Below are 16,451 nucleotides of genomic sequence, written 5' to 3' on the forward strand. Positions count from 1 at the left end.
TTAAAAATCTAAAATCAAAGTGACTAATTTGTAATACAGACTATTGGTGTAAATATTGACAAAAATTGAAAAAAATTATATAATATTTTCACTTAAATTAACCGGCCCTAAGAGGACGGTCTTAATTTTTAAAAAATACTATGGCTGATGAAGACAATTTAACTTATTTAACTCCGGAGGGTTTAGAAAAAATTAAATCTGAAATATCTTCCCTTAAAAATAAGCTTCACGAAGTGTCTGAGCATATAGAAAAAGCTAAAGAATTGGGTGATCTTTCAGAAAATGCAGAGTATCACGAAGCTAAAGACGATTTTGCCTTTACTCAAGGTAGAATTCAAGAGTTGGAAGCAATAACTATGAGAGCACAAATTGTGCCAAAAAGCAGCCGGGACATGGTTAGCATTGGCTCCTCGGTTAAGATTAAAAGTGACAAGGGGCGCGAATCAGAATATTCTATTGTTGGTTCTAACGAAGCTGACCCTTTACGTGGAAAAATTTCTAATGAGTCACCCTTGGCTTTGGCTTTTTTAGGCAAAAAAAGAGGGGATAGGGTAGAAGTAAAAACTCCCACCGGTTCCACCGGTTATCAAATTTTAGAAATAAGTTAAATAAAATAATATTTAAAATAAGCTCCATTAAATAGGGAGCTTATTTTAAATATTTAATCTTTTAATTTGCTTGATCTTTATCTTAAAATGGGCTATAATCTTTAAAAGGCCGTTTGATAAATTTAAAACAAAAAACGGATATTATTATAATAATATGTCTGAAGAAATGCAAAAAACAATCATTGAAGAAACAGGAGTTAGATTAAAAAAATTAGAAGAGATTAAAAAGCTTGGTTTAAATCCCTTTCCTTCTTGGGGTGATCTTGAAAGAAAGAAAATTAAAAATGTTGTTGAAGATTTTGAAAGATTATCAGAGCGTCAAGAAATTATTGAGGTTGCCGGTAGATTAAGAGCTATTCGAGGCCATGGCGGTTCCACTTTTGCCCATCTAAACGATGACACTGATAAGATTCAAATATATTTTAAAAAAGACGAAGTAGGTGATGATGTCTATGATTTTTTTTCTAATTTAATTGACGTTGGAGATTTTGTCGCTGTCAAAGGTTCTTGTTTTATCACCAAAAGGGGAGAAAAAACCTTATTAGTTAAAAGCTGGCAATTGCTTTCTAAAAGTCTTTTACCCTTACCAGATAAATTTCATGGTCTGTCTGATGTGGAAATAAGATTTAGACAGAGATATCTAGACCTTTTGTCTAATCCCGAAGTTAAAGAAAAAGCTCTAAAAAGAATTCAAATTGTTAAGAGCACTAGAGATTTCTTTGATATGGAAGGTTTTGCAGAGGTAGAAACACCGATCCTGCAACCACTTTATGGCGGCGCTACGGCTAAACCTTTCATTACCCACCATAACGCCTTAAATACCGACTTATATTTGCGTATTGCTCCAGAACTTTATCTTAAAAGATTAATTGTGGGGGGGTTTGAAAAAGTTTTTGAAATTGCCCGTTGTTTTCGTAATGAGGGTATAGATTATAGCCATAATCCAGAATTCACTCAAATAGAATTTTATTGGGCTTATGCCACTTATGAAGATTTAATGAAACTGATGGAAAAGTTTTTTTCTTATCTTTTACCAAGATTAGGAATGGGCTTAAAGTTTGTTTATCAGGGACAAGAGATAGATATGACACCGCCGTATCCAAGAAAGACTTTTCGGGAACTTTTAATAGAATATGCCAAGATGGATATTGAGGAATTTTTAGAAAGCGCCGATCTCTACGTTTGGTCCAAAAAACAAGGCTTGGAATTGAATAAAAAAGATGGGCGCGGCAAAATGTTAGATGACATTTATAAACATTTTGTTAGACCTAAAATTATTCAGCCGTTGTTTATGACAGATCATCCGGTAGAATTGTCGCCTTTAGCAAAACGTCAAGAAAAAAGTCCGGCTTATGTGGAAAGAATGCAGCTTTTAGTGGCGGGTGGCTTTGAATTGTGTAATGGCTTTTCCGAATTAAATGATCCCTTGGATCAAGAAGAAAGATTAAGAGAACAAGAAGAATTAAGAAAAAAAGGGGATGAAGAGGCACAACGTTACGATGAAGATTTTGTCACAGCTTTAAAGCACGGTTTGCCCCCTACAGCGGGTTTAGGCATGGGAATTGATAGGTTGTCCGCCTTATTAAGTGATTCACACAATTTAAAAGAGATCATTTTATTTCCCACGCTGAAACCGGAAAATAAATAATATGCAAAAAGTGATGGTTTTTGGTTCTTTTGATATCCTTCATAAAGGACATGAGAAATTTTTTAAGCAAGCACATAAATTCGGAGATTTTTTGTTGGTTTGTTTGGCTAGAGATTCTACAATCAAAAAGGTAAAAAAAAATGACCCCATTTTTCCTGAGAAAGAAAGACTGTCTAATTTAAAAAAGACAGGTTGGGCGGATAAAGTTATTTTGGGGGACAAAAAAAATTATTTTAAGCCAATCTTAAATTTTAAACCACAGGTAATTTGTTTAGGTTATGACCAATTTTTTTTTATTAAAGAATTAGAGGAGGAAATTAAAAAAAAAGGTTTAAAAATAAAAGTCGTTCGATTAACTAGTTTTAAGCCCCATCTTTATAAATCATCACTATTAAGAAAAAAATATGTTAGACATCAAATTTATTAGAGATAATTTAAAGTTAGTCAAACAAAATAATAAAAATAAAAAAGTAGATGTGGATGTAGAAAAAATGATTGAATTGGATAGCCGGAGAAGGGAATTTCAAATTGAATTGGAAAGCCTTAGAAACGAAAAAAATAAAATATCAAAAACTAAACCCAATGAAGTGGAAATTCTTGAAATGAAAAAGATGGGTGAAAAAATTAAGAGTTTAGAAAGTCAAATTAAAGAGATGGAACCGCAAGTTGAAGAGATTTTATTAAAAATTCCTAATCTTGTTCATGAATCAACCCCGGTTGGCCCTGATGAGAGTGGTAATAAAGTTTTAAGAGAGGTGGGAAAGAAACCGAAGTTTTCTTTTAAACCAAAGGAACATTGGGAACTGGGTAAAGAGCATGATTTAATAGATAATGAAAAAGCTGCACAAATTGCCGGGTCTCGTTTTACTTATTTAAAGGGAAAACTAGCCCTGCTTCAGTTTGCCTTAATTAATCACGCTTTAAGCATTTTGACTGACAAAGAATATCTTAAAAAAATAATAGAAAAAAATAATTTAAGTGTTGTTGACACTCCCTTTATACCAATTATCCCACCGGTTTTTATTAAACCAGAAATTTTTAATAAAATGGCAAGATTGGAACCAAAAGAAGAGCGTTATTATATTCCCAGCGATGATTTGTTCTTAATAGGTAGCGCCGAGCATACCTTAGGTCCTTTGCATATGGACGAAACAATTGATGAACGAATTTTGCCAATCCGCTATGTGGGGATTTCTTTAGCTTTTCGTCGCGAGGCGGGATCTTACGGCAAAGACACTAAGGGTATTTTGCGAGTACATCAATTTGATAAAATAGAGATGGAATCCTTTTCCTTGCCGGAAAAATCAACTGAAGAACAGAATTTTTTTGTTGCCATTCAAGAAGAGTTAATGAATACACTAAATTTACCCTACAGAATAGTGCAAATTTGCACAGGGGATATGGGAGGCCCGGATGCTCGACAGATTGATTTAGAAACCTGGATGCCCGGTCAAAATAAATACCGTGAAACGCACACCTCCGATTTAATGACAGATTATCAGTCTCGCCGTTTAAAAACCAAATATAAGAAGATTGATGGTACTACCAACCTGGTTCATATGAATGATGCTACAGCTTATGCTGTTGGGCGCACTTTAATTGCTATAATGGAAAATTATCAGCAAGAAGACGGGATAATAATTGTTCCGGAGGCACTTCGCAAGTATGTAGGGTTTGAAAAAATTTAGTATCAAAATAAATATGCTAAGCCGTCATAGTTATAAAAAATCCCGGCTTTTACATAATAAATTTAAGAAAAGGGATTTTTTAATTAAAAAATTTAAAAATCCTTATTTTCTTAAAGATAGAATGCCGCGTCGGACCAGGGCCCCACGTCTAAAACTTGCCTTAGGTGTCCTAAGTTTATTGGGGATTGTGATTATTTTTTTAATACATCCCTATTTTTTGATTAATAAAATAGAGATAGACGGAGCCCAAACTATTTCCGAAGAATTTGTAAAAAATTTAGCGGAAAAAGTGATGTCTAAGAAAAGATTTTTATTTTTTAACGGCCACAATATATTTTTAGTTGATTTAAATAAAATTAAAGAGGAAATCAAAAATAAAATAGTTTTGGAAAATTTAGATGTAAATAGTAAAAGTCAGCGATCCTTACAAATTAAAATTAGTGAAAAATCCCCCAAGCTTATTTTACAAAGTAATTTAATAAATGCATCTTCCACCATTGCTAATTTTTTTTCTTTAGATTCCGAAGGTAAAATAATAACAGAGGCGAATAAATCCGATAACCTAACTCTACCGGTTATTATTTTTGAAAAAAATCCTCCTAATTTTTCTTTAAATAATCAAATAATTTCCCAAGCGACAATTGAATTTATTTATTTCTTAAATAAAAATATTGATAAAGTAAATAATGTCAACATCAGCCATTTTTTAGTAGACGGGATCAATGAAAGGGTTATTAATGTACAAACTGATGAAGGGTGGAAGATAATTTTAGATCGTCAAAATGATTGGCAAAAACAAGTGCAAGTTTTAAATCTTTTATTGCAGGAAAAAATCAAAAAAGAAAGAAAAAGCATAAAATATATAGATGTTAGGTATGAAAATAGGTCCTATTATCAATAATGAATTGGTATAGGGAAGGCTGTAGAGGACTAGTTTATTGAGTTTAAGTAGTGTCGCACAATATACCTTATGCGACACTGTATTAATAAATAAGATGGACAAGCTGTAAACTCCAACCCTTTCTTTTGATAATAAAAATCCACATTTTATTTTAAATAATCCATTGGGTCTACGGGTAAACCGTTAACTCTAACCTCAAAATGTAAATGTGGACCGGTAGAAAAACCGGCCCCGGGAGTGCCTGGCATGCCACCGCTGTAGCCAATTATGTCACCTCTAGCCACATAGGAGCCTTCTGAGGCGTTAAAGCGTGATAAATGGCCATATAAGGTGGCAATACCGTTATTATGAATAATCATTATATTATTGCCGTAAGATTTGCTATTATTTCTTACCCACGCCACATAACCTGAAGCCGCCGCCCTTAAGGCAGTTCCTGTCTTAATTGGTAAATCAATACCGGTATGTTCAAAAAGGTATTTAAAGGGATAAGTGGAATCTCTAAAATAAGTAGATATGCCTTTAACCGGATCTGCCGGCCAAGAAAGTACGGACGGGTTGGTATCTAGTTTACTGTCTTTATTCAGTTCTTTTTTTAATTTGTTTTGCAAATTAATGATCTCTTGGTCAAAAGAGCTCTGTTCTCGCTTTAATTGTGCCAAAAGAGACTTAAACTTACTTTCTGAGAGTTTTGTCTGATTAAGTAGATAACTATTAGCCTCTTTTTGATTATTAAGTGAAGCATTATGGTCTAAAAGTTGCTTATTTAATTTTTGAACTTGTTGCTTTTTGGCTTCGGTAAAATTTTGTTTATCTTCTAAATCTTTTTTTTCGGTTTTTATTATTTTTAAGACCTGGGTTATTTGACTATTAATATCCTCTAAATATTTTAATTGATTAAAATATTCTGAAAATGAGGGGCGGGATAAAATAACATTTAAATAATCCCTTTGATCGTTGATGTTGATTTGACGTAAAAGATTTTGGATATAGTGCTTTTGTTTCTCAATTTTTTCCTTTTTTTCGGTGATATTTTGTCCCAAAGAATTAATCTCTAAATCTAAAGATTCAATTTGCGTTTCTGTTAATCTTATGTCCAGCCCTGCCTTGCTAATTTTACTTTTTAAAATAGCCAATTGATTACTAAGATTGACAGCTTCCTTTTGTTTAGATTCTATGTCTTTTTGATAAACGTTTATTTTATCTTGCAAAGTTTTAATTGAGTCCTGTTTTTCTTTAATCTGTTCACTAATGTCATCAGTAACTGAAGATAAGGCCCTATTTATGGGCCAAAATATGAAGAGTAAAAAGACCATAACAAGCAGGGTCTTTTTCATAATTAGATATTAATCAATTTTTCTAAAGATTCTTTAATGCGTCTTAAGGACTCTTCTTTGCCTAAGACCCATAAAAGATCAAAGGGGCCTGGCGATTTTTCCAATCCAGAAAGGGACACGCGTAAAGGCCAAAGAGTTGTTCCGATGTCCCACTTTTTGTTGTCAATTTTTTTCAAAACAGCCTCTTCTATCCCCCGCACAGTCCATTCCCCAGAATAAACTTTAAAAAAGTTTATTAGTTCACTCAATCTTTCCTCGGTAATTTTTTTATCACTTTTTTTCCAAATCATTATTTGCGGATTAAAGTTGGGCTGTTTAAAGAAAAAATAAGTCGCCTCTGTTATTTCAGAGACTTTTTTTAATCTTTCTTGAGTAATAGTTACAATTTTGGCGATTTTTTCTTTTTCTTCTATTGATAAATTTTGAACAACTAAATTACTTTCAATTAAATAGGGTAAACATTGGTCAATTAGATTATCAACGGTCATTTTTTTAAGGTATTGACTATTCAACCATTCTAATTTAGTCAAATCAAAAATAGCGCTAGCTTTTTGAATTTTATGTATATCAAAAAATTTGACTAATTCATCCAAACTAAAAACCTCTTGCTCTGTTCCCGAGTTCCAACCGAGCATAGCCACAAAATTATTCAGTGTTTCTGGTAAAAAACCATTTTTCAAATAATCTTCTACCGCCACGTCGCCTTGGCGTTTGCTCATCTTAACAATTTTACCGGTGACGGGATCCTTTCTCATGATTAAAGGCAAATGAATAAATTGTGGCCTGGGCCAACCTAAATAATCAAACAGAATTACATGTTTAGGGGTTGATGACAACCATTCTTCACCGCGTATGATATGGGTTATTTTCATTAAATAGTCATCTACCACAACTGCCAGATGATAAGTGGGAAAGCCGTCGGATTTAATTAAAACTTGATCATCAATTAATTTATTTTCAAATACTATTTCACCGTGTACCAAATCATTAAATTTCGTCGTTCCTTTTCTTGGCACGGCTAACCTGATAACATAAGGCAAATTTTGTTCCAAATTTTTAGCCACAGTCTCTTTATCTAAGTTACGACACAAACCATCATACATGGTGGGCTGATGGTTTAATTCTTGTTTGCGACGTACTTCATCCAAGCGTTCTGTAGAACAAAAACAATAATAGGCGTGGCCTTTTTTAACCAAATCCGAGGCGTATTTATTATAAATTTCCAGTCTTTTTGATTGAACATATGGACAGCAGTCCCCTCTTTCTATTATTTTTCCATTTTCCAAAAAAGGTCCTTCATCCCATTTCAAACTTAATTTTTCCAAAACAGAAAGGATATTTTCTAAAGCCCCTTCTACAAAACGTGTCCTGTCAGTATCTTCTATACGTAAAACAAAAGAGCCATTATTTTGTTTGGCAAAAAGATAGTTATAAAGAGCCGTTCTTAAACTGCCAATATGAACAAATCCTGTTGGGCTCGGGGCAAATCTAACCCTTATTTTGTTATTGTTTTTAAACATAAATCTTAAATCCAGTATATCTTATTTAATTTGAGCCGGCAACCTACAAGAGCAATCTTCAAGCAAGATTTCTAGCGATCGGCGTCTTAAAGGATGGATTATCCTTTTTAATTCTTCTAAACTAACCCACTTATAATCACATAATTCCTGCTTATCTAAATTTATTTCCAGCCCATCACCGTCATATTTAAGTAAAAAAATATATTTTTCAACGCCGCGATATTTTTTAAACCTGCTTTTTTTAGCGGAATTGGTTGTCCGCTCGTAAAAGTAAGGTTTTTTAGCTTCACACAAAACAGAGGTCTTAAAACCAGTTTCTTCTTCTATTTCTCTTATAACCGCCCTTTCAAGTGATTCGCCTGGTTCAACTCCGCCTTGAGGCGGTTGCCATTGTTCTGTGTATAAAGAATAGAAATCAAAATGTTCCGGAGTCCTTTTGGCAATAAAAAATTGACCGGAGTTATTGACTATAAAGCCAGCTACTCCCCTTCTAAATTTTTTTTTGAGTATTTTTTTATATTCCCAAATTAAGCGTAAAAATATAATAGTAGCTTTGAACACTCTTTGTGTTCGATACCTAGGATTAGTAAACAAACGCCATAACCATTCTAAACCGATAACACGGGCTAATTTAGGCGCTCTTAAGGCCACTCCGGAGATATAATCAAAAGCTCCTCCCACCCCCACAGCTATTTTAACACTTGGCATTTGCGACAAAAAAGAAACCAACCACTTTTCTTGTTTAAGGTGGCCAAAAGCTACAAATAAAAGATCGGGTTTAACTTGATTAATGTCGTTTATTATTTTTTGATTTTCTTTTCTATTAAACGACAAACCGGTTAAAAACTCATTATGCCAAATTCTTTTATTTTTATCATTTTGAGAGAATTCAATTTTTAATCCGGGATTAGCTCCTGCAATTCTAAGGTGAGGATATAATTTAACTAATTTTTTAGCAGTTTCTTCCACTACTTTTTTACTTGCCCCTAAAAGATAAATACTCTTATTTTCCATTTGAGCAATCTTGCAGATGCCCAACATCAGGTCACTTCCGGGAAACCGAGAAATTTTTTTACCATAAAGAAATAAAGAAGCTAAAATTAAACCAAAACCATCAGCGATATTTAAACTGCTACGGTAAAAAATTTCCTTAAAAAACCAATCTTGTTCACTATCTACCAGTATTTCTGGATTGGGCGTAGTAATTAGGTTTTGCCCCTTATTCTGTAAAAATTCTTTAATTTTAACTAAAATTTGGTTTCTAGATAGGTTGTCTATAGGAACACCTAAAATAGGAGTACGCATATAACCATATAATAACTTAAAATTGAATTTTTGGCAAAAAAAATAATTAAGCTAATTTCAGCCAAAAAATTCACTTCTTGACTTATTCATATAATAAATGTAATATAAGAATATTAGCACTCTCACTTAATGAGTGCTAAAAAATAATTGATTTTATTTTATGAACCCACAAAATTTTACAGTTAAATCTCAAGAAGCTTTAGCTCGTGCTCAACAAATTTCTCAAGAATATAATAATCCTAATTTAGAATCAATTCATTTGTTAGCTTCTTTAACCGAACAAGAAGAAGGTGTGCCGGTTTTGGTATTTAGAAAAATTGGTTTAAATATTGGTATTTTAAAACAGCAAATTGAACAAGAGCTAAATAAAATTCCTAAAGGACAGCCTCCGCGCCAAGGCGGAGTTGGTCAAATTTTTATTAGTCAGGACATGATGAATATTTTAAATGAATCTGGGAAACAGGCGCAAAATTTAAAAGATGATTATATTTCTACCGAACATTTACTTCTGGCACTTTTAGAATTTAACTCTCCTACTAAAAAATTACTGAATAACTTGGGCATTGATTATGATCAAACTTTAAAAGTTTTGGCCAGTGTACGTGGCACACAAAAGGTTGATTCTCCGGAACCGGAAACCAAATATAATGCTTTAGAAAAATATGGCAAAAATTTAACTCAACTGGCTAGACAAAAAAAGTTAGACCCCGTAATTGGGCGCGACGAAGAGATTCGTCGGGTAATGCAAGTTTTATCTCGTCGTACAAAAAATAATCCGGTGTTGATTGGCGAACCAGGTACTGGCAAAACTGCCATTGCCGAAGGTTTGGCTCAACGTATTATTTCCGGCGATGTACCAGAAACACTAAAGGACAAAGAATTAATATCTTTAGATATTGGTTCTTTAGTTGCCGGTACCAAATTTCGCGGCGAATTTGAAGAACGCCTTAAAGCTGTTTTAAAAGAAATTGGGGCGGCTACTGGTAAAATTATTTTGTTTATTGATGAATTGCACACCATTGTGGGCGCAGGTGGATCTGAAGGGGCGATTGATGCTTCTAACATGCTTAAACCGGCCTTGGCACGCGGAGAATTACACGCCATTGGAGCCACAACCTTAAAAGAATATCAAAAATACATAGAAAAAGATGCGGCTCTAGAGAGACGCTTTCAACCGGTACTTGTTAATGAGCCAAATACTGCCGATGCTATCGCTATTTTGCGCGGTATTAAAGAAAAATATGAAGTCCATCACGGCGTACGTATTACGGATTCGGCTATTGTTTCGGCCGTGGAATTATCCGTTCGTTATATTACTGATAGATTTTTACCCGATAAGGCCATTGATTTAATAGACGAAGCCGCCTCTTCTCTGCGTATGGAAATAGATTCCATGCCTTTGGATTTAGATAAAATGAAACGGGAAATAATGAAATTAGAGATTGAAAAAACGGCTTTATCCAAAGAATCTGATAAAGACAGTAAAGATAAAATTAAGAAAATAGAAAGACAACTGGCTGATTTAAAAGAACAATCGGCAGAATTAGAATTACACTGGAAAAATGAAAAAGAAATTATTACCAAAATCAGAGAATTAAAAAAGAAGCTAGAACAATTAAAACAAGAAGCGGAAATTGCCGAACGTAAAAGTGAATTACAAAAAGTGGCGGAAATTCGTTATGGCACCATTCCGGCTACGGAAAAAGAAATCAAAAGTCAAGAAAAAAAATTGGTGGAAACTCAAAAATCACACCGTATCTTGAAAGAAGAAGTTTCCGAAGAAGATGTTGCCAATATCGTGGCCCGTTGGACCGGTATTCCCGTTTCTAAAATGTTACAAAAAGAAACAGCTAAATTGGCAAAGATGGAAAGTGAATTGCAAAAACGAGTCGTTGGTCAAATGGATGCCATCAAATCTGTTTCTAACGCTGTCCGTCGTAACCGTGCCGGCATTAGTGAAGAGAATCGCCCTATCGGTTCCTTTATCTTTTTAGGTCAAACGGGCGTAGGCAAAACAGAACTGGCCAAGGCTTTGGCTGAATTTATGTTTAACAGTGAAGATTCTTTGGTTAGATTGGATATGTCTGAATATATGGAGAAACATAGTGTTTCTAAGATGGTAGGGTCCCCTCCCGGCTATGTCGGCTATGAGGAAGGAGGCCAACTTACGGAAATAGTGCGTCGCAAACCCTACTGTGTCATTTTGTTTGATGAAATTGAGAAAGCCCATCCTGACATTTTTAATATGTTATTACAAATTTTAGAAGACGGAAGGCTTACTGATACCAAGGGCCGCCATGTTAATTTTAAAAACACCATTATTATCATGACTTCCAATTTGGGAAGTGAATTAATTTTAGAAGCCAAAGAAAAAGGAGATTTTGGTTTTACCTCGGGAGACGAAAAAAACAAAAATCTTGACAGGATTATTCAAGATAAGATATTGGAAGTTCTTCGCGATCATTTTAAGCCGGAATTTTTAAACAGAATTGATGAAATTATAACTTTTCACTCTCTTAAGGAAAAAGAAATTGAGCAAATTGTTGATTTACAATTAGTTAGGGTTGTTAAAAGATTGGAAGAAAAGAAAATTAAGATTAAAATTGTTGAAAAGGCTAAAAAATATTTAGCGGAAAAAGGATTTAGCCCTATTTTTGGTGCCAGACCCTTAAAAAGAGTTATTCAATCAGAGCTTTTAGATCCTTTGGCCTTAGAGATAATTGAAGGAAAAATTAAGTCAGGAGATAGCGTTTTAGTTGATTTAGAAAAAAACAAGCTTAATTTAACAATTAAATAATTTTGATTTTTGCGTCCAAAAATGGTAAACTTAAAACATGAAAAATAAGATTAGAATAACAATTTTTATATTGGCTTTTTTGGTATTTTTTTTACCCAATTTCTCGCCTCTTTTAGCTCAAATTGCGGCAATAAATGAACCCGTTAATCCTCTTTTTAATCCTAATCATATTATTTCTGACGCGGAGATGACAGATTACGCTTGTATGAATTTGGAAGAAATAGATAATTTTTTAAAAAATAAGACCGGAATTTTAAACAATTATGAAATTCTTGAACCTTCTACCAGCCTAAACTTAAAAGCTTCACAAATAATTTACAATGCGGCACAGAATTATAAAATAAATCCTAAGGTTCTTCTGGTACTTCTTCAAAAAGAACAAAGCTTAGTGGAAAATCCCAACCCCACTCAATATAACTTTGATTGGGCCGCCGGTTACGCTCGTTGTGATTCTTGCGGACCGCTTGATCCAACCGCCTTAAGATACAAAGGTTTTGCTAAACAAGTTGATGGAGCCGCAGGAGCTTTGCGATTTTATACCGACAACCAAAATGAAGGTTGGGCTAAAAAGCCAGGCTTAATCTACAATATTGATTCCATTCCAGTCATTCCCGCTAATGTAGCTACGGCAAATCTTTACACCTATACCCCCCATTTTCGCGGTAATTACAATTTTTGGAAAATTTGGAATAGATGGTTTTCGCAAAAATTTCCCGACGGTATGATTGTACAAGTTCCCAATAGCGATCAAATTTATCTTATCCAAAGTGGTAAAATCTTACCTTTTAAAAATAAAGCGGTCTTTTTATCTAGATACAACCCCAAAAGCATCACTTTTGTTTCCGAAGTTGACCTAAATTTTTATCCCAAGGGACAGGAGATCAAATTTTTAAATTATTCTTTAATTAAAACCGATAAAAACCATACTTATCTTTTGGTAGATGAAAAAAAACGGTTGATTGATAAAATGGCCATGAAATATTACGGATTTGGCACTGATGAAGTGATTACCGGCACAGAAGAAAATTTAGCAATCTATCTTGAGGGTGCCCCTGTCTCTGTTAAAGCTAAATATCCTTTAGGTGCTTTGATGTTGGAAACCAAAAGTAATTCCTATTTTTTGGTAGAAGATAGCATTAAGCATCCTATCTATGATAAAGAAATTGTTAAAATAAATTTTCCTAATAAAAAAATTGTAAAAACTACAGCCACGACTCTTAAAAAATACAGGGAAGGAAATCCCATCCTTTTAAATGATGGCGTTTGGGTAAAAACCAGTTCTTCTCCCGATGTCTTTATTATTTCTAATGGTAATAGAAGACTAATCAAAGACGAGACAACTTTTGAAGCACTGGGAGGCCGACAAGAAAACTTAGTAATTCTTAATGAAAAAGCCCTGGCTACTCATCCTTTGGGTGACACCATCAGTTTAAACAATCAATCAATTTCTCTAACTCAAGCTAATAACAATTAATATGTCCTTAGTTTTTGCTGCCCTCTCCCCCCACCCTCCGCTTTTGATACCTACTATTGGCAGAGAAAATTTAAATAAATTAGAAAAAACCAAACAAGCCTTAGAGGAATTGGAAAAAGCTCTATATATTTCCCAGCCTGATACTCTTGTTTTAATTACCCCTCATGGAAAAATTTTTAAAGATTCATTTACTATCAATGCCAACCCGGAATTTAATTTTGATTTTAAAGAATTTGGAGATATTTCAACACAGGGTAATTTTAAAGCCGATTTGAATTTAATAGCCGATGTTTCTAATGCGGCTAAAAATCAAAATTTTCCCTTAATTTTGAATAGTGAACCCTCTCTTGATTACGGTTCGGCCGTACCTTTATATTACTTATCAAGACATCTTAATAGGTTAAAGGTTGTACCTATCAGTTATTCCTTACTTGAGCTTAAAAGACAAGTGGATTTTGGTTATTTTTTAAAAGAAGTTTTCATGAATTCTGCCAAACGTATTGCTGTTATTGCATCGGGCGATCTTTCCCACTGTTTATCCGATTCTGGTCCCGGGGGTTTTTCCCCGGCTGGGAAAAAATTTGATGATTTGGTTTTAGAAAGTTTAAAAAATAAAAATACTACAGGCTTGATGAATATTGAACAAACGATGAGTTCAGAGGCTCGCGAATGCGGTTTGCGTTCCCTATTAATACTTATGGGCGTACTAAGAAACGTTAATTATGATTTAAAAATTTATTCTTACGAAAGTCCTTTTGGCATAGGTCACCTAGTGGTTAATTTTTCTTTAGAATAAATTTTAAAATATCTATGGAAGGGATCCAAAAAATAATCAAGCAGAAATTATCAGCAGAAAATAAACAGATTCATTCCCCTTTGCAATACTGGGCCGATATCATTTCTCAGTCTTTTGGCGAAAGAAAAAAGTTTGGTATGTATTTAGGGATTATTAAACGAATAGGTTTAGAAGAAGCCAAAAAAATTTTTGCTGAAATAAAACAAAGCAATGTCCAAAATCCCGGAAAATTGTTTTTGTGGAAAAGTAAGCAAAAAAAAGATTAATATGAGTTTACTTAATATAGTAACAACCCCCAGTTCAAAGCTCAAAAAACCTTCGGAGGATATTAAAAAGGAAAAAATTAAAGAATTTAAATCTTTGATTAAGAACATGCTGGAAACAATGTACCTTTCCGACGGTATTGGACTGGCGGCCGTACAAATAGGTCTAAACATAAACCTGGCAGTTATTGGCAAAGAAGCTACTTTAGATGACAAGGATTTGATTTTAATAAATCCTAAAATAATTAAACACTCTTGGAGAAAAATAATTGCCGAGGAAGGATGCCTCTCTGTTCCCGGAATAACTAAAAGAGTGCCCAGGTTTGCTAAAATAAAAGTTAAAGCCCTAAATCAAGATGGTCAATCTTTAAATTTTGATGCTTCTGATTTTTTAGCCAGAGTCATCCAGCATGAAATAGATCATTTGCAGGGTATTCTAATTACCGATTATGTATAAAGTTGTTTTTTTTGGAACACAAGAATTTGCTAAAGAAATTTTAGAAAAATTAATATCTGATAAGAATTTTAGCATAGAATTAGTAATTACCCCACCGGATAAACCTATTGGCAGAAAAAAAGAAATTTTTTTTTCTCCAGTTAAAAACTTGGCCTTAAAAGAAAAGATTAAAGTAGAACAGCCGGAAAATTTAAAAAATACTGCTTTAAATTTAAATTTTTTTGATGTAGGCGTGGTGGCTCAATATGGCTTTCTTATACCAAAAAAAATTCTAGAAATGCCTAAATTTGGAATGATTAATGTCCACACTTCTCTTTTACCTCTTTATCGCGGACCATCTCCTCTGCAAAGCGCTATTTTAAATAATGAAAAAAATACCGGTGTAACCATAATGAAGATGGATGAAGGTATGGATACCGGTCCGATTTTAAGTCAAAAAAAAATCAGCATCAATCCGGATGATATTTATCCTGTTTTGGAAAAAAAACTGGCACAAAAGGGATCCGACTTGTTAATACAAACTTTAAAGGATTATTTGCAAGGAAGAGTTGAACCACAAAATCAGATTGGCTCGCAGGCAACTTATACTAAAATTCTGCAAAAAAACGATGGTAAAATTGATCCTCAAAATTCTTGTCAAAAAATTTATGATAAATGGAGAGCTTTCTTTTCCTGGCCGGGAATTTTTTTAGAAGTTAATCCTTTAAAAATTAAATTAGTCAAAGTTGAATGCATTGAGGAATCCTTAACCCATTTATCCCCCGGATATTTAGTGGAATTCAAAAAAAACCGCTTAGGATTAATTTGCGGTGATAAGAAAATTCTAGAAATATTAGAAATTCAGCCGGAAAATAAAAAGATAATGTCCGCCTCCTCATTTATTTCCGGATATAAAAAATTATTAAACACTCTTTAATTTGTGCTTAGAAAGAACAAAATTTTTCCAATAAAAATATTTTTTTAGGGTCGGCAAGGGCAACCAAGGCATTTTATAAAGAAAAGAAGGCAGCCAACTGCTTAATCCATTGCTCCGTATATTAGCTTTAAATAAAAATTCCGGTACCCAAATGCCGGTTTTATTTTTTTCCAACATCGTCAGCCACATATCCCAATCTTGAAATTTTTGCAAATCTTCATCAAAGCCGGGAAAATCCCCCCTTCTAATTAAAGAGGCCATGGGGATAAAGTTAAAGGTTTTTAATTTTTGAGCATTAAATTTTTGACAGGGAAAGTCTTTCCATCCGAATTTAAAAGAAGAATAAGCGTAAGAATTTTCAGGGTTATTTTGTAAGGCAGTTAAAAGTTTTTCTAAAAACAATTTATCGGCTTCAAGATCCGCATCCCAAAAAATAACAAATTCGCCTTGAGATCGCTTAAAACCAAAATTTCTGGCTGCCGGTGCTCCTTGATGCGATCTTTCAAAAAAAAGAATCTGAGGAAAAAGTTTAGTTAAAATATTTTTATCATAAGAAGCATCTTTGGCATTAGAACCATCATCCACAACGATAATTTCTATTTTTTTAAAGATAGTTTGTTTAACTAAAAACTTTAATGAGTTAAATAGCTCTGTATAATGATTGTAAACGGGAATAATTACAGAGATTAAAGGATTGGGCATATTTAGTGATTTTTATAATTCCTATGAGGCGAGCGACGG

The 16,451-nt window shown here is 33.5% G+C and carries 15 protein-coding genes; 11 read left to right on the forward strand and 4 right to left on the reverse strand.

Annotation, left to right across the window (positions count from 1 at the left end):
* Positions 1 to 140 precede the first annotated feature (140 nt).
* From A2294_00640 to A2294_00660, 5 genes are all read left to right on the forward strand, one after another.
* A complete protein-coding gene (locus A2294_00640) occupies positions 141 to 608 on the forward strand; it encodes a transcription elongation factor GreA (GenBank protein OGH85238.1) in 468 nt (155 codons plus the stop codon).
* A gap of 154 nt (positions 609 to 762) precedes the next feature.
* Complete coding sequence (locus A2294_00645; GenBank protein ID OGH85239.1) at positions 763 to 2,256, forward strand: lysine--tRNA ligase; 1,494 nt, start codon at positions 763 to 765, stop codon at positions 2,254 to 2,256.
* A 1-nt stretch (position 2,257) separates the two neighbouring features.
* Positions 2,258 to 2,683 (forward strand): hypothetical protein, encoded by a 426-nt coding sequence (locus A2294_00650; GenBank protein ID OGH85240.1) that lies wholly within the window; start codon positions 2,258 to 2,260, stop codon positions 2,681 to 2,683.
* On the forward strand, positions 2,661 to 3,944 hold the full coding sequence (locus tag A2294_00655) for a serine--tRNA ligase (GenBank protein ID OGH85241.1): 1,284 nt from the start codon (positions 2,661 to 2,663) through the stop codon (positions 3,942 to 3,944). The genes A2294_00650 and A2294_00655 overlap by 23 nt, the downstream gene beginning before the upstream one ends.
* A 13-nt stretch (positions 3,945 to 3,957) precedes the next feature.
* Positions 3,958 to 4,845, forward strand: coding sequence for a hypothetical protein (locus A2294_00660; GenBank protein OGH85242.1), 888 nt, complete (start codon positions 3,958 to 3,960; stop codon positions 4,843 to 4,845).
* A gap of 146 nt (positions 4,846 to 4,991) precedes the next feature.
* On the opposite strand, the gene A2294_00665 is transcribed toward A2294_00660, so the two are convergent.
* The 3 genes from A2294_00665 to A2294_00675 are packed head-to-tail and all read right to left on the reverse strand — an operon-like array spanning position 4,992 to position 9,007.
* Entirely contained in the window at positions 4,992 to 6,182 is a 1,191-nt protein-coding gene (locus tag A2294_00665; GenBank protein OGH85243.1) for a hypothetical protein, read from the reverse strand.
* A 2-nt stretch (positions 6,183 to 6,184) separates the two neighbouring features.
* Positions 6,185 to 7,702 carry a glutamate--tRNA ligase gene (locus A2294_00670; protein OGH85244.1) on the reverse strand — a complete coding sequence of 506 codons (1,518 nt, stop codon included), beginning with the start codon at positions 7,700 to 7,702 and terminating at the stop codon, positions 6,185 to 6,187.
* Between the two features lie 21 nt (positions 7,703 to 7,723).
* Positions 7,724 to 9,007, reverse strand: coding sequence for a hypothetical protein (locus tag A2294_00675; GenBank protein ID OGH85245.1), 1,284 nt, complete (start codon positions 9,005 to 9,007; stop codon positions 7,724 to 7,726).
* Positions 9,008 to 9,167: 160 nt separating this feature from the next.
* Here A2294_00675 and A2294_00680 point away from each other — a divergent pair, with 160 nt between their 5' ends.
* Genes A2294_00680 through A2294_00705 form a run of 6 tightly spaced genes read left to right on the forward strand, consistent with a single transcriptional unit; the run spans position 9,168 to position 15,710 of the window.
* Entirely contained in the window at positions 9,168 to 11,804 is a 2,637-nt protein-coding gene (locus A2294_00680) for an ATP-dependent chaperone ClpB (protein ID OGH85246.1), read from the forward strand.
* 37 nt (positions 11,805 to 11,841) lie between these two features.
* Positions 11,842 to 13,278, forward strand: a complete 1,437-nt coding sequence (locus A2294_00685) for a hypothetical protein (GenBank protein OGH85247.1) — start codon at positions 11,842 to 11,844, stop codon at positions 13,276 to 13,278.
* 1 nt (position 13,279) lies between these two features.
* Positions 13,280 to 14,074: an AmmeMemoRadiSam system protein B gene (locus tag A2294_00690; protein ID OGH85248.1), complete on the forward strand. Its 795-nt coding sequence runs from the start codon at positions 13,280 to 13,282 to the stop codon at positions 14,072 to 14,074.
* A gap of 14 nt (positions 14,075 to 14,088) precedes the next feature.
* On the forward strand, positions 14,089 to 14,340 hold the full coding sequence (locus A2294_00695) for a hypothetical protein (protein OGH85249.1): 252 nt from the start codon (positions 14,089 to 14,091) through the stop codon (positions 14,338 to 14,340).
* 1 nt (position 14,341) lies between these two features.
* Positions 14,342 to 14,794: a peptide deformylase gene (locus A2294_00700; GenBank protein OGH85250.1), complete on the forward strand. Its 453-nt coding sequence runs from the start codon at positions 14,342 to 14,344 to the stop codon at positions 14,792 to 14,794.
* Positions 14,787 to 15,710, forward strand: coding sequence for a methionyl-tRNA formyltransferase (locus A2294_00705; GenBank protein ID OGH85251.1), 924 nt, complete (start codon positions 14,787 to 14,789; stop codon positions 15,708 to 15,710). Before A2294_00700 ends, A2294_00705 begins: the two co-directional genes overlap by 8 nt.
* On the opposite strand, the gene A2294_00710 is transcribed toward A2294_00705, so the two are convergent.
* On the reverse strand, positions 15,696 to 16,412 hold the full coding sequence (locus A2294_00710; protein OGH85252.1) for a hypothetical protein: 717 nt from the start codon (positions 16,410 to 16,412) through the stop codon (positions 15,696 to 15,698). The two genes, A2294_00705 and A2294_00710, sit on opposite strands and share 15 nt — an antisense overlap.
* Between the last annotated feature and the right edge of the window lie 39 nt (positions 16,413 to 16,451).

The sequence above is a fragment of the Candidatus Magasanikbacteria bacterium RIFOXYB2_FULL_38_10 genome, from assembly GCA_001783145.1.
Lineage (GTDB): Bacteria > Patescibacteriota > Patescibacteriia > Magasanikbacterales > UBA10003 > GWC2-40-17.

What these genes read in the sequence shown, in the direction of transcription:
- A2294_00640 (OGH85238.1), top strand. Translation starts at nt 141, where the DNA reads ATGGCTGATGAAGACAATTTAACTTATTTAACTCCGGAGGGTTTAGAA.
- A2294_00645 (OGH85239.1), top strand. Translation starts at nt 763, where the DNA reads ATGTCTGAAGAAATGCAAAAAACAATCATTGAAGAAACAGGAGTTAGA.
- A2294_00650 (OGH85240.1), top strand. Translation starts at nt 2,258, where the DNA reads ATGCAAAAAGTGATGGTTTTTGGTTCTTTTGATATCCTTCATAAAGGA.
- A2294_00655 (OGH85241.1), top strand. Translation starts at nt 2,661, where the DNA reads ATGTTAGACATCAAATTTATTAGAGATAATTTAAAGTTAGTCAAACAA.
- A2294_00660 (OGH85242.1), top strand. Translation starts at nt 3,958, where the DNA reads ATGCTAAGCCGTCATAGTTATAAAAAATCCCGGCTTTTACATAATAAA.
- A2294_00665 (OGH85243.1), bottom strand. Translation starts at nt 6,182, where the DNA reads ATGAAAAAGACCCTGCTTGTTATGGTCTTTTTACTCTTCATATTTTGG.
- A2294_00670 (OGH85244.1), bottom strand. Translation starts at nt 7,702, where the DNA reads ATGTTTAAAAACAATAACAAAATAAGGGTTAGATTTGCCCCGAGCCCA.
- A2294_00675 (OGH85245.1), bottom strand. Translation starts at nt 9,007, where the DNA reads ATGCGTACTCCTATTTTAGGTGTTCCTATAGACAACCTATCTAGAAAC.
- A2294_00680 (OGH85246.1), top strand. Translation starts at nt 9,168, where the DNA reads ATGAACCCACAAAATTTTACAGTTAAATCTCAAGAAGCTTTAGCTCGT.
- A2294_00685 (OGH85247.1), top strand. Translation starts at nt 11,842, where the DNA reads ATGAAAAATAAGATTAGAATAACAATTTTTATATTGGCTTTTTTGGTA.
- A2294_00690 (OGH85248.1), top strand. Translation starts at nt 13,280, where the DNA reads ATGTCCTTAGTTTTTGCTGCCCTCTCCCCCCACCCTCCGCTTTTGATA.
- A2294_00695 (OGH85249.1), top strand. Translation starts at nt 14,089, where the DNA reads ATGGAAGGGATCCAAAAAATAATCAAGCAGAAATTATCAGCAGAAAAT.
- A2294_00700 (OGH85250.1), top strand. Translation starts at nt 14,342, where the DNA reads ATGAGTTTACTTAATATAGTAACAACCCCCAGTTCAAAGCTCAAAAAA.
- A2294_00705 (OGH85251.1), top strand. Translation starts at nt 14,787, where the DNA reads ATGTATAAAGTTGTTTTTTTTGGAACACAAGAATTTGCTAAAGAAATT.
- A2294_00710 (OGH85252.1), bottom strand. Translation starts at nt 16,412, where the DNA reads ATGCCCAATCCTTTAATCTCTGTAATTATTCCCGTTTACAATCATTAT.